The sequence below is a fragment of the Sphingobacteriaceae bacterium GW460-11-11-14-LB5 genome (assembly GCA_002151545.1).
In the GTDB taxonomy this organism is placed as follows: Bacteria; Bacteroidota; Bacteroidia; order Sphingobacteriales; family Sphingobacteriaceae; genus Pedobacter.
The window spans coordinates 2,327,434-2,340,063 of sequence record CP021237.1 but is presented as its reverse complement, the minus strand read 5'-3'; the positions used below and the strand labels follow the sequence as shown (position 1 = coordinate 2,340,063).

14 protein-coding genes are annotated in these 12,630 nt (G+C 37.3%); all 14 read left to right on the top strand.

What is annotated here, in order from left to right; translation table 11 throughout:
- Positions 1-423 precede the first annotated feature (423 nt).
- The 14 genes from CA265_09445 (at position 424) to CA265_09380 (ending at position 12,278) form a co-directional block, all read left to right on the top strand.
- Positions 424-3,015: a DNA gyrase subunit A gene (locus CA265_09445; GenBank protein ARS39861.1), complete on the top strand. Its 2,592-nt coding sequence runs from the start codon at positions 424-426 to the stop codon at positions 3,013-3,015.
- A gap of 26 nt (positions 3,016-3,041) precedes the next feature.
- Positions 3,042-4,130, top strand: a complete 1,089-nt coding sequence (locus CA265_09440; protein ID ARS39860.1) for a hypothetical protein — start codon at positions 3,042-3,044, stop codon at positions 4,128-4,130.
- Between the two features lie 99 nt (positions 4,131-4,229).
- A complete protein-coding gene (locus tag CA265_09435; GenBank protein ARS39859.1) occupies positions 4,230-5,375 on the top strand; it encodes a hypothetical protein in 1,146 nt (381 codons plus the stop codon).
- A 220-nt stretch (positions 5,376-5,595) separates the two neighbouring features.
- Complete coding sequence (locus tag CA265_09430; protein ARS39858.1) at positions 5,596-5,826, top strand: hypothetical protein; 231 nt, start codon at positions 5,596-5,598, stop codon at positions 5,824-5,826.
- A 4-nt stretch (positions 5,827-5,830) separates the two neighbouring features.
- Positions 5,831-6,031, top strand: a complete 201-nt coding sequence (locus tag CA265_09425; protein ARS39857.1) for a hypothetical protein — start codon at positions 5,831-5,833, stop codon at positions 6,029-6,031.
- A gap of 236 nt (positions 6,032-6,267) precedes the next feature.
- The gene (locus tag CA265_09420; protein ID ARS39856.1) at positions 6,268-6,471 is read left to right on the top strand and encodes a hypothetical protein; all 204 of its coding nucleotides are present in this window, start codon (positions 6,268-6,270) and stop codon (positions 6,469-6,471) included.
- Position 6,472: 1 nt separating this feature from the next.
- The gene (locus CA265_09415) at positions 6,473-6,727 is read left to right on the top strand and encodes a hypothetical protein (protein ARS39855.1); all 255 of its coding nucleotides are present in this window, start codon (positions 6,473-6,475) and stop codon (positions 6,725-6,727) included.
- A 532-nt stretch (positions 6,728-7,259) separates the two neighbouring features.
- A complete protein-coding gene (locus tag CA265_09410) occupies positions 7,260-8,219 on the top strand; it encodes a hypothetical protein (GenBank protein ARS39854.1) in 960 nt (319 codons plus the stop codon).
- A gap of 3 nt (positions 8,220-8,222) precedes the next feature.
- The gene (locus tag CA265_09405) at positions 8,223-8,702 is read left to right on the top strand and encodes a hypothetical protein (GenBank protein ARS39853.1); all 480 of its coding nucleotides are present in this window, start codon (positions 8,223-8,225) and stop codon (positions 8,700-8,702) included.
- A 92-nt stretch (positions 8,703-8,794) separates the two neighbouring features.
- A complete protein-coding gene (locus tag CA265_09400) occupies positions 8,795-9,265 on the top strand; it encodes a hypothetical protein (GenBank protein ARS39852.1) in 471 nt (156 codons plus the stop codon).
- Between the two features lie 57 nt (positions 9,266-9,322).
- Positions 9,323-9,853 carry a hypothetical protein gene (locus CA265_09395; protein ID ARS39851.1) on the top strand — a complete coding sequence of 177 codons (531 nt, stop codon included), beginning with the start codon at positions 9,323-9,325 and terminating at the stop codon, positions 9,851-9,853.
- Positions 9,853-10,302, top strand: coding sequence for a hypothetical protein (locus tag CA265_09390; GenBank protein ARS39850.1), 450 nt, complete (start codon positions 9,853-9,855; stop codon positions 10,300-10,302). Before CA265_09395 ends, CA265_09390 begins: the two co-directional genes overlap by 1 nt.
- 144 nt (positions 10,303-10,446) lie before the next feature.
- Positions 10,447-11,721 (top strand): hypothetical protein, encoded by a 1,275-nt coding sequence (locus CA265_09385; GenBank protein ID ARS39849.1) that lies wholly within the window; start codon positions 10,447-10,449, stop codon positions 11,719-11,721.
- A gap of 2 nt (positions 11,722-11,723) precedes the next feature.
- Positions 11,724-12,278 (top strand): hypothetical protein, encoded by a 555-nt coding sequence (locus CA265_09380; GenBank protein ARS39848.1) that lies wholly within the window; start codon positions 11,724-11,726, stop codon positions 12,276-12,278.
- Positions 12,279-12,630 lie beyond the last annotated feature (352 nt).

Below are 12,630 nucleotides of genomic sequence, written 5' to 3'. Positions count from 1 at the left end.
ATCCCGCCCTCGCTTCTGCCGATAAACCAATACGAAACAGTAAAAATATGGCTTCAATCGGCATCCCGCTATGGTAGGGTTTAGGCGGCCGCCACAGTGCGACTATTTGTTTTCAATAAACCTGATATAGCGGAAAGCCCACAGCGAGGTACGAGCGAGGACTTGCAGCGGTAGCAGGACTGCAGGCCGCCACTAACACAAACCTTACATTTCTAAAAAACCTTACCAGCCCAGTTTATTTATTACAGCATGAAACGCCTTAAACTGGCCTTCAGTAAATTAAAATTTCGTCAGGAATAAAAAACCTATATCCAGGGTCAAAACTTTTCCACAATGCCTTAATTCGGCTAAATTTTGTTAAATTCGCAAGGTTATAGTAATACCCTTTTTTAATATCGTTTTAAGTAGCGAGAATAATAATTTATGGCAGAAGATTTAGAAAATCAGCAGAACGACAAAATCATTCAAATTAATATAGAGGAGCAGATGAAATCGGCCTACATTGATTACTCAATGTCGGTAATCGTATCCAGGGCTTTGCCTGATGTACGTGATGGATTGAAACCGGTACACCGCCGTGTTTTATATGGTATGCTCGATCTTGGTGTAACCAGTAATAAACCACATAAAAAATCTGCCCGTATTGTAGGGGAGGTATTAGGTAAGTATCACCCACATGGTGATGCATCAGTATATTTCACCATGGTTCGTATGGCTCAGGATTGGAGCTTACGTTACCCAATGGTTGATGGACAAGGAAACTTTGGTCACATTGATGGTGACTCGCCGGCAGCAATGCGTTATACGGAGGCACGTTTTTCGAAAATTGCTGAAGAAATGCTTGCCGATATCAATAAAGATACGGTAGATTTCCAGTTAAACTTTGATGATACCTTACAGGAACCAACGGTTTTACCTGCAAAAATCCCTAACTTATTGGTTAACGGATCTTCTGGTATTGCAGTAGGTATGGCCACTAACATGGCACCTCATAATTTAACCGAGGTAATTGATGGTGTGGTAAACTATATCGACAACAGGGATATTACCATTGAGGAATTGATGAAGTTTGTAAAAGCGCCCGATTTCCCTACCGGTGGTATTATTTATGGTTATACAGGTGTAAAAGAAGCTTTCGAAACCGGTCGTGGACGTATTGTAATGCGTGCAAAAGCCGAAATTGAAAGCATTAAAGACCGTGAGGTAATCATTGTAACCGAAATTCCTTACCAGGTGAACAAAGCACAAATGATTGAGCGTACTGCTGAATTGGTTGGCGAGAAAAAACTGGAAGGTATATCGAACATCAAAGACGAATCGAACAAAGATGGTATCCGTATCGTTTACGAAATTAAACGTGATGCAAATGCCTCTATCGTTTTAAACAACCTATATAAGTATACCGCTTTACAAACTTCTTTCAGTGTAAATAACATTGCATTGGTAAAAGGCCGTCCGCAAATGCTAAATCTTAAAGATTTAATTGTGCATTTTGTAGATCACCGCCATGATGTAATTGTTCGCCGTACCCGCTACGAGCTGGCAGAAGCCGAAAAACGTGCACACATTTTAGAAGGTTATTTAATTGCTTTAGATCATTTAGATGAAGTAATTAAATTAATCCGTGCGTCAGAAACCCCTGAAGATGCCCGTTTAGGCTTGATGGAAAAATTCGGACTGAGCGATATTCAGGCACGTGCGATTTTGGATATGACGCTTCGTCGTTTAACAGGACTAGAGCGTGATAAGATTAAAGAAGAGTATGCAGAGTTGATGAAAACCATCGAACATTTAAAATCTATCCTTGCAGATGAAGGTTTGCGTATGCAGATCATTAAAGATGAGTTAGCAGAAATACGTCAGAAATTTGGTGATGAGCGCAGAACAACTATTGTTCACTCAGCCGAAGATATGAGCATGGAAGATTTCATCGACGATGAAGAAGTGGTGATCACCATCTCACATGAAGGTTACGTAAAACGTACGCCGGCAACCGAATTTAAGGCACAGGGTAGAGGTGGTAAAGGTTCAAAAGGCAGTACCTCAAGAAATGAAGATTTTATTGAGCATATGCTGGTGGCTACTGCTCACAATTATATGTTGTTCTTTACCGAAGCCGGAAGGTGTTTCTGGCTGAGGGTTTACGAAATTCCTGAAGGTTCGCGAACCAGTAAAGGAAGAGCGATCCAGAACATTATCAATATTCCGAAAGAAGAAAAAATCAAGGCCTATATTAAGGTTAAAAACCTAAAGGATCAGGAATATTTAGAGAACAATTTCATTATCATGTGTACTAAAAAAGGTACCATTAAGAAAACTTCTCTTGAAGCCTATTCACGTCCGCGTGTAAATGGTATCAATGCCATCAATATTAATGATGGTGATGTATTATTGGAAGCTTGTTTAACCAATGGTGAAAGCGAAATTGTGATGGCATTGCGTTCAGGTAGAGCCATTCGTTTCAACGAAAGCACAGTTCGTCCGATGGGTAGAACAGCTACTGGTGTACGCGGTGTTAGGCTTGCACACGATCAGGATGAAGTTGTTGGCATGATTGCTGTAAACAATCCTGAAGTTACCGTGTTAGTAGTATCAGAAAAAGGTTATGGAAAACGTACCGATATTGAAGATTACCGTGTAACTAACCGTGGTGGTAAAGGGGTAAAAACAATTAATGTTACTGAAAAAACCGGACAATTAGTTTCGATTAAAGACGTTACAGATAGCGAAGATCTAATGATCATTAACCGTTCGGGTATTGTAATCAGAATTCCGGTATCAGCATTGAGGGTAATGGGCCGTGCCACGCAAGGGGTTCGTTTGATCTCATTAAAAGGTGATGACGAGATTGCATCGGTAACTAAAATTGATCACGAAGAGGACGAAGAAGAAACAGTAGATTTAACAGATGTTGTAGTTACAGACGGCGAAGAAGTAGAAGCAGATACTACTCCCGAAACAGATGATACTGAAGAAGAGGCAGATTCAGATAACGAAACGGAAGAAGAAAATTAACTAAAAATAAGATTAGAATAAAAATTATGAAAAGAGTATTTCTAAGTATAGTTCTAGCAGGTGCGGTAAGCTCTGCATTTGCTCAGAAAAGTGAAGTTAACGCCGCAAAAAATGATTGGGGTTTATTCCAGTTAACTTCTTCAAGTGCATCAACTCCATTAGCGAAGAAGCTAGAATCTTTAGCGAAAGGATTGGCTCATACAGATAAAGCTATTGCAGATGAAAAATCTAAAGTGATGCCTGAAGCATGGTCTTATCGTGCTTTATTTGCTTCTTCTGCGGCTATTTTGGATTCAGTAAGCACAGCAAATGCAGATGCAAATTTGAAAATCGCTCAGGATGCAATTGTTGAAGCTAAAAAGTTAGATACAAAAGGAAGTGAAAAAGATAATATCAGTTTAGCTGAAACCAATATCAGTAACGCCGTTAGAAATGGTGGTGTAATTGCTTACAATAAGAAAGATTACAAAACAGCTTACGCAAAATTCGTGGCCGCTACAGTAATCAATCCAAACGATACCGCCATGTATCTAAATGCAGGTATTGCGGCCAGAAATGTGGAAGATTATCCAGGTATGATTACCCAATTCAAAAAGGCAATTGCTTTGAATTCTCCTCAGTCTAAAGATTTATATAACGAGATTCTTACGACTATTTTAAGCAAACAAAAAGATACAACAGCGGCTTTGGCGACTATCAAAGAAGCATCTGCTAAATTCCCTGATAATACAGAATGGATCAAGACAGAAACGCAGATTTATATTGATAGGGGTGATGCCGCAAAATCTGAGCAGATGCTTATCGCATTAGCTACAAAAGAGCCTAACAATGCGAACTATCAGGTGTTATTGGGGAATATTTATTTTACACAGGCTTTAAAATTACAGGCCGACAGAAATAAAATCGATCCTAAAAAAGTGAAAGAATTTAACGAAGTAACAGGCAAAATGAATGCTTTGTTAGATAAATCTCTTCCTTTTTACAAAAAAGCACTAGAGGTGGACGATAAAAATGCAGGAGCATTAGAGACCTTGAAAACGATCTATGCTTTTAGAAATGACACTAAAAATTACGACGAGATCAAAAAACGTTTAGACGCATTGCCTAAACAATAATTCTGATACCGATTTAAAAAAAGAGCGCTGAAATTTCGGGGCTCTTTTTTTTATGTTTATTTTTATGGTTTATTACGATTTTACCACATTATTTATCTTATGCAGAATTGCTTTAAAATATCATTAATCGCTTTAATTTTCGTCTCTTTTAATGCTGTGGCACAAAAAACTCAAATCCTTATTGCCAGAAATGCGGTGGGTAAACTGCAGGCATCTATTGCCAATAAAGAAGATGAGAAAAAGCAGCTTGCTATTATAAATGAAGGTTTAAAGTCAATTGAATCAGCAGAAAAAGATAATAAAACAAAAAACTGGGCCGAAACCTGGTCAATAAAATCTTACCTGACTTCATTTGCTGCATTAATTGATACCGATCCTAACAATGCCAACAAATTTTACGATAATGCCATTGAGGCTGTTGCCAAAGCAAAATCACTTGATCGGTATGATGACAATTCGGGTTTAATTAAGGCTTCCAACCACAATATCCTGATCAAAAAACAAGAAAAAGGCAACGAAGCTTTTTTTAATAATGATTTCAAGGAAGCATTTGCTGATTTGAAAGAAGTGGGTGACAATTTTCCTGCAGATACCACTTTAGCCTTAAATACAGCTATATGCGCCTTAAATATCCAGGCTTATGATGAGTCTTTGACTTATTTTAAACGCGCAAAAGAAAATGGAATTAAAAATCCTTCTGTTTTTCAGAAAATGGCGCAAATGTATGTGGTTAAATCAGAAAATGAAACCGCCATTAAAACCTTAGAAGACGGACTTGCACTTAATCCATTTAACCGTTTTTTAACAAACGATTATATCAATCTTTTACTCGATACCGAGAATTACAGCAAGGCGCAGGGATTAATCGAAAATAACTTAAAAGTAGAGAAAGGAAGTAAATTGCTTTATTTTCTTTATGGTTATCTGCAGCAAGTTGGTGGAAATAATGCTACAGCCATACTTGCTTACGATAAAGCTTTATCAACTGATCAGAATTATTTCGATGCCTTGTATCAACTGAGTTTAGCTTATATCAATACGGCCAACGAAACTTTGCGTAAAAGCGATGCAGACAAAACAGAAAAATATAAAGGATTAATTAACCGTGCACAATTCGCTTTACAACGTGCTAACGAAATTAATCCAAACGACAAAAAAACTGTGCAGCTGCTGATTGATATCTATACCAAAAAGGGCGCAACCAATAAAGTACAGGAACTTAACCGTAAACTTCAGGAATTGTAAATTATTTGGCCATTTGAGTCGATAGGTAGGTGTTAGAAAATACAACTTAACATAATATTAATTATAGGACAGGTAAACTAGGCCAGAAACGAAGAATAAGTAATTGTTCTTTGAATTCTGGCCATTTTTCTTTTGGGTGTAAACCATTAGATCACTTTGTTGTCGTTTCGTGAAAGTTGAAACGATTTAACTATTCAGTATTGTTTACCAAATTACTTTTATGAATTTACCTCAACACATCGCTAGTGTTGGGCTTGGTTTTGTAACAACCGCGCAGGTTGTCTCTGATCAGGTTCCAGAACTTCCGAAATCAAAAGGCGAGTTTATTGCTCTCGCATCTGCCGTTCTCGTTCAAACTTTAATTTACGGCGTTTCGAAATTCTTTAAATGGATTTCAGCAAAGAACGACAAACCACAAACACCAAGCGCACCACTAGCGCCCCAAGCTTAGAGTTATGGGACAGTTTGTAACTCAAGAAGTTTACATTCAGCATTATCAGGATTTATTAGCTACAACCCGAAAACGGATTATAGACGAATTTCAAACTTTAAATTATTATCAGATGGATGCTTTAGAGCATCGTGTTGGTGAACTTAAAAAGAAAGTCGGCTTTGCTCGTTCTGGGAAGCAAACAGCCTTTTACATTGATGGATAGTAAACAACTCCGTTTAGCCCTTGCAGTCATCGGCTTTATCGGTTCATCATTAGAAATTTATAATTATTTCAAAAAATCTTAAACATGAAAGCAGTTTTAATTAACCGTTATAGCATGCGATTGCTTTGCTTAACGCACGGAGCCGACCGTTGTCGGTCTATTTCTCAATTACAGAGAAATTTAAGATTACAGGGAAAATTTAACGACTTGTTAACCATTCTTCATAAATCGTAGTTATGGCCTATACAAGTCGACAAAAAGCCGATTATTATTTGGAGAAATTTAACGGCGAAACTTTCAATCCAACTTTGTCAAAAATCTATTGGCAGCTTTATAGTGCTTTTGATAACGCCGATAAAGGTTTGAAGTTGCTTCAACAGTACCGTCAGGTACACCCAATACCAAAAAAGCTTAATTACAAAAACTTAAAACTTGTGTAATATGAAAGAAACTTATTTTGGAAGCCTTTTAAGGTCTATTGTTGTCCGTAAGGTAAATCAGCATTTTACAAGCATAAAAGTTGGTGATTTAAAGTCTACTGATCTTTTTATGCTCTCTTATTCAAGGGATGTTTATCAATTAGCTGATGAAGAATCTTTCTTGGTTTTTAGTGTAAGTTCTAAGGATTCGCCGAGATTTTATTTAAGTCCTGACGATGACTGTTTGTTGTTTGATAAGAAGCTTAAAATTTTTTAGTTATGGGCTTTAATAATTTTGATCAGTATCGTAAAGTTTGTGATGAAAACTTTATTCTCAAACAAAGGCTTGACCATGTCAAGGAGGAACTTCGCTTTTTAAAACACAAATTTTATTTATTGTTATTCTTCTTGCTAGGCTGTATTTTTTGGTCGTGTATTTATTTTGGCATTCATTTTTTTTAATCCTTGCGGTAAGCCTATAACATACCGCAATTAGTCTCATTAATGAGACTGGCGTTACTCCCCTCCTGCACCTTGTTATATGTGCTTTTAAACTATAACTAAACAATCTTAACTATTTATTTTTCAACCCTTTAAAATTCGTTCTTTATGGCTCGTAGAAGCATGAGAAGCCGCTTTAGTGGCTATCGTAACCGTGCACGTGTAGTGTACCGTAGAGCGAGGTCTTTTAGACCACGTTCGAAGAAAAACAAAACCCTTTTAATCGTTGGTGCCCTCGCTGTAGCAGGATTCTTATTTAAAGATAAGATAAGTGCCTTATTAGCAAAGAAATAACCTTTATCATTTAAATGATTATTAAACTTAGAGAAACTCGTACGCACAAGGTGCAGAACGAGACTATTAACGGTATTAACATTGTTGCCTTTTTAAAGGCTGCTGATCCTAATATCACTATTGACGATACTGGTTATGGCGACGATGCTGATTTTGATCCATCTGCCATTAACATTTCAGTTGAACTTAAACGTGACGAGGGTGATGTAAACATCTTAAACACAAACCTTGGTTTGCTTGCTGCTTATAACACTTTAGTAAAGAATGGCGCTTTATGGCGCAGAGGTATTACAAGTGTTCAGCCTGCCGCTGACGTTAAACATGAGTGCGCACGTTCTGTGTTTATTTGGTTTGGTGGCCATATTAATGTGGCTGGTAATGATGAATTGTTGATTACCATTACTCCAACTAAAACAACTTTTGGCGCTCAGGTTGATGTTAGTGATTCAATGATCCAGTTGGAAACCAATCAGAGTATTGGCATTGAGGTTGGTGTTCCGCAGTTCAGACAGTTTTCAATTCAAGCTTCATCAGGTGAGGATACTGTTCAGATCGGTGATAACTGTTTGCGTTTGGCGTTAATGTCGTTTGAGACAAATCCGGTTAAAACGATTTTTACAAGTTGTTCGCTTTCTTCTGATCGTTTAGATTGGACTAAAAACGAACAGGAATTAATGTTAAAGCATTTCGATAATTTCGCTTACAATGCGTCTGAGAAATATTTGGATTCTTTAGCTATTACAGCTAATCCGCTTTACTACCCTCATTCTCGTATGATCCATGATCGTGACGAGATTGATAAGGCAAAGGTTAAATTCACAATGCAGCCTGCAAATGTTCTTAATACTAAGAACTATGTGTGTTACACCACTTATGTTACTTCCGATAGGATTTTAGCTAAGGCAAGAAATCTGAAAGAGAAACATGCGATCAAGGATGACGCAAAAGTGCCTTTGAATTTAAAAACGTCTTAATCAATGGGGCGTTTATCGCCCCTTAATTTTACAAACATGGGATTATTTTCTAAAAAGAAAGGCGGTACCTTTTTTGGTAACCTCCTTGCAAAAGTTGCCAGTTCAGCAACTGGCGGCATCTTAGGCGGAAAGCGTACCCAAGCATTAGAGGCAGGTAATTTAGCGGCAATTAATCCGCTTGCGAAAACTGAAAGCAAGGCTTTCACAGAATATAAAACCACTTTCGCAGGTGATCCCGCTACTTACGATCCTAATTCTCAGACTTACACTATGCAGAAGCAACTTGATGAAATCAAGATTTCAGCAGAAAAAAAGTCTATTGAAGATAGCGGCCTGTTAAAAATGATTGGTGATAAGATTTCTTATCTAGGTGGCCGTGCTACTGAACAAACAAAAGTTGGTGTTGACGATAAAATGATGTGGCTTATCGGTGGTGGTATTGCCGCTGTTGTGGTCGTTATGTTGGCAACACAAAAAAAGTAAATCGTTAAAAATTCTAATAAACCAAACAAGTGAGAATCACAGAATTTGCAATTAACTTATTCCAACGGTATGCCCCAGTTGCATCCGATTCAATGGGAGAACTAAAATTAGCACTGGGCAGTAATTACCAAAAAATCTTAAGTGAAATGGAAACAAAAGAAAACAAAAACAGAACTATCGAGCAGAAAGCCGAAAAAATCAGTAAAGAGTTGGATGAACTAGATGTTCACAGCCCCGAATATGAAAAAAAGGTTATTGAGTTTGAGAAATTACATGACGAACTTGAAAGCAAAACTGTTATGGAAAAAGTTGTTAGTTTCCTTGAAAAACCAATGACACGTTTGGTTATTATGGTTCTTTTTATCGTTGCTAGCCGTTGGATAGCTAAAAAGATTACTGAAAAAAAAGAGGATAAATCTTTAGATGAGGAAATGGCTGAACAGCCTAATTTTCAACAGCAGTATTACCAACAGCCTCCAAACTGGCAACCGTTTGGACAGGGTTACGGTTATCCTCCACAACAACAAAATGGCTATGGGTTTCCCCCTCAGTCACGGAAATAATTATTAATCTAAAAAGGGTAGCAAATTTTGACTACCCTTTTTTTTAAACAAAAATTTATGAATATCACAAATCCAAAAGCAAAAACAAGTGTTTTCGGTTTCAGCGTTCCTAACGTTGTTCTTTACGCTGTTTTGGCTGTAGTTGTCTTGCTTGTAATCAAGGTTGGCAACATTTTTTCCAATGCTTGGAGAAAAATAAAATCAATGCTTGGGCTTGGTGGTGATGAGGATGTACAGATCAATCAGGATGAAATAAAAAAGGTTCTTGAAAAGGATGTTGCTGTACAGACCCAAATGACCTTGGGTACTCGCCAAATTGCTGATAACATTTATAATGCCGTTAATGGCTTCGGTATTGATGATAAAGCGCTCTATAATGCTTTTAAAAACATTAGCGGCCCAAATCAAATGAAAGCTATTTACCTGGCTTATGGTCAACGTACTGTTACCATAGTTCCTTTTTATAATTTTACTGGTAATCTATCGGCTATGCTTCGTTGGCGTTTGACAGATAGCCAGTTTAATAAGAATCTTGGTACGCCTGACGTAAAGTATTCTATCCGTACACTTCTTAATTGGATTAAATAATGGCTATAACCGCATTAAAAGATATCAATGCTCAAGCGAGCAAAGATATTTTATCATTAGATTGGGTTCTTAATTATATACAGGTTAATATGCCTGTTTATCAGGTTAAAGCTGTTACCCCTGCCAGTTATACGATTGGTAGTAATAATCATGGAGAGGGTTTGGAATCAGTTTTAGAGATTGAAAATTCTATCTTTTTCGGGCGTTTACAGTTGGATGTTAATCCCAACGGTAATGCGTTCGCTGCTGATAACATTACAATGCTTATCAATTCTTTATTAAACCCTACTCCTTATACACGTCATCTAAACAGAATCATAGAGATTCAGAATTATCTGAATGAACAGACTGAAAGGATTGAGTTATTCGATAGGTTGGAAATTACTTCTACCTCTACCCTTTACGATACCTATTTGACTTTTATAGGTTTTAAAATTGACGTTAACTAATGGCAGCGAAAACCAAAAAACCAAAGAACCGCATCGGTATGATGTTCGGTCTTTTAGGATTGCAAAAATTTTCTCACACTGATGATAATTGGTTCGAAAAAAACAGATCGATTCCTTTTTCACATCAACAACAATTGGTAAAACATGAGTATTAGTCATCAAAGGCGTCAAGGTGAGGGAACCGTTGACGGCCAAACGCTCGATTGGGCGAAAAGAAGCGATTTATATAAACTTGCTAGAGAGCATTATCCTACTGCTGTGTTAATTCCGTTTCAGGAATCTTGGGAGATCGGTATAAATGAGAATCCACAAAATGACCTGGCTTTAGGCGGTCTCTATTTTGGAAAGTGGGTCGTCAATCATAATTCTCAGGATGTTGGCGATACTGATAATAGCCGTAAGCGTTCTCAGTCCTTTCTAAAGTTTGGTGATAAGGTTGTCGTTAGAACAATGATTTTAATTCATGGTGATGACATTTTAGTTTGGAAAACTGCTATAGGTAAACACCTTGGATCGGCAACATCATTACATGTTCACAAGTTGGAGGAAGATGATCAACCGCAACATGGTGTACAGGTGTCTTTTATTGGCTATAAAGTTACTAATCAGGCTGATTTTACACCTCCAACTCCTAACGTTAATATGAACGTTGATAATGATGGTAAAGTACATTTATCTGTTTCTGACCTTACAAATTTAGGTTATACTTATGTTTGGAGTGTTACAACTGGCTCAGGTACTTTTGTGAATCCTACTAATCCTAATGTTGTTTTTGTTCCTGATGGTAATGGTAACTATGTTATACGTTTAGTTGTTACAGATGGTGATGGTAATGTGTCTTTACCAGTTGATACGGATGTAAAGGTTTTCCGTAGGGAATTATCCGTAACTAACGGCGAAACTGTCAGCGCTTATGTTGATGGTGCTGATCAAGTAGATATTGCTAATGGTCTTAATATTATCAATATTGATGATGTTAAGACGCAATACATTAAAAATAAATCTTCTACTCCAATCATTATGTTGGTTAATGAAACTGGTCAACCTGGGTCAGTTGATTATTTGTTAGAACCTAATGAAAAAGGCGTTATTACTTTTCCGGCCTCGGCACAGATAACTTTTTCTCAAATTCCTTTGTGGGAGTTGACCGTTAACGGTTTACCTGATAGGCATATGCTTTTCACTAACCCTCCATTTGAGGCGGATATTGCTGAAGGTTCCTTTGCTAATTGGACAGGCCTTACTCCTCGATCGGATTTTCATGTAATTGGTAGTGCTTTGTTATCTCCTGCTGAAACTATGAGGTTTACGGACGTTGATGGTAATATAGTTTTTACCACAGCTTTGGGAGATGGGAGTTTTGATTTTACACTTCCTTATAGGCATCGTGGTTATTTGCTTACAACTACATTAATATAATTATGGAAATTAATTCTAAATATATTGCTGCCGTGCAAAAGCACGGTGGCAATCCTACTGCTTTTTTTAACGCTTTAGATGCTATGGCAAAGCGTTTGGGTATTCCAGTTCTTTGGATAGCTAATGTTATGTGGATAGAGTGCCAATTCAACCATAAGGCTGTTAATTCTGCTTATGGTGCAACTGGTTTAATCCAATTTGTTCCATCTAGTGCGATCGGTGTAGGCACTACAACGACCGCTTTAAGGTCAATGACCAATATTCAACAATTGGTTTATGTTGAGAAGTATTTTAGAAATCAAATTCTTTCAGCTGGAAAGCCTAAAGATTGGTTTGAGACTTACTTACTTGTATTTCACCCGTTTTGGGTTGGAAAGGCCGAATCTACACCTCTTAAAGGTAATTCAACTGCTTATAAGGGTGGAGGTTATGAGGGTAATAGGTACATCGATTTAAATAAGGATGGGTTTCTCACTAAAGGTGAGTTTCGCACTTGGGCTAATAAGCAATTGCCAGGGGGTGCAATTGAAACCATAAAAAAGCCGCCGTTCCAATAGTAGGATTACTATTAGCCGGTTATTTTTTATTTAAATACAATTCTTAAAGGGGGGGGATCTTCTCCCCTTTTTTTTACGATCATATTAAAAATGTCCGATATGTCACAAAAAGAATCACGTCACACTTGTGTTGTGTGTGGACGTAAAAGGAATAAACAGCACATGGAAATAGTAAAAGATCATTGCCATACAGGGAAATCGCAATGGGCTTGTATAAATAAGTCATCAGCGCACTATAATTTATATCCTATAAATAAGACTGTTATCTGTTCGGTTAAGTATCGGACAAATTTACTGCAGTAATAATGTCCGATACTAGGGCTATTTGATTTACCTTAAAAGTCTCATTTAT

What these genes read in the sequence shown, in the direction of transcription:
- CA265_09445 (ARS39861.1), top strand. Translation starts at nt 424, where the DNA reads ATGGCAGAAGATTTAGAAAATCAGCAGAACGACAAAATCATTCAAATT.
- CA265_09440 (ARS39860.1), top strand. Translation starts at nt 3,042, where the DNA reads ATGAAAAGAGTATTTCTAAGTATAGTTCTAGCAGGTGCGGTAAGCTCT.
- CA265_09435 (ARS39859.1), top strand. Translation starts at nt 4,230, where the DNA reads ATGCAGAATTGCTTTAAAATATCATTAATCGCTTTAATTTTCGTCTCT.
- CA265_09430 (ARS39858.1), top strand. Translation starts at nt 5,596, where the DNA reads ATGAATTTACCTCAACACATCGCTAGTGTTGGGCTTGGTTTTGTAACA.
- CA265_09425 (ARS39857.1), top strand. Translation starts at nt 5,831, where the DNA reads ATGGGACAGTTTGTAACTCAAGAAGTTTACATTCAGCATTATCAGGAT.
- CA265_09420 (ARS39856.1), top strand. Translation starts at nt 6,268, where the DNA reads ATGGCCTATACAAGTCGACAAAAAGCCGATTATTATTTGGAGAAATTT.
- CA265_09415 (ARS39855.1), top strand. Translation starts at nt 6,473, where the DNA reads ATGAAAGAAACTTATTTTGGAAGCCTTTTAAGGTCTATTGTTGTCCGT.
- CA265_09410 (ARS39854.1), top strand. Translation starts at nt 7,260, where the DNA reads ATGATTATTAAACTTAGAGAAACTCGTACGCACAAGGTGCAGAACGAG.
- CA265_09405 (ARS39853.1), top strand. Translation starts at nt 8,223, where the DNA reads ATGGGGCGTTTATCGCCCCTTAATTTTACAAACATGGGATTATTTTCT.
- CA265_09400 (ARS39852.1), top strand. Translation starts at nt 8,795, where the DNA reads ATGGGAGAACTAAAATTAGCACTGGGCAGTAATTACCAAAAAATCTTA.
- CA265_09395 (ARS39851.1), top strand. Translation starts at nt 9,323, where the DNA reads ATGAATATCACAAATCCAAAAGCAAAAACAAGTGTTTTCGGTTTCAGC.
- CA265_09390 (ARS39850.1), top strand. Translation starts at nt 9,853, where the DNA reads ATGGCTATAACCGCATTAAAAGATATCAATGCTCAAGCGAGCAAAGAT.
- CA265_09385 (ARS39849.1), top strand. Translation starts at nt 10,447, where the DNA reads ATGAGTATTAGTCATCAAAGGCGTCAAGGTGAGGGAACCGTTGACGGC.
- CA265_09380 (ARS39848.1), top strand. Translation starts at nt 11,724, where the DNA reads ATGGAAATTAATTCTAAATATATTGCTGCCGTGCAAAAGCACGGTGGC.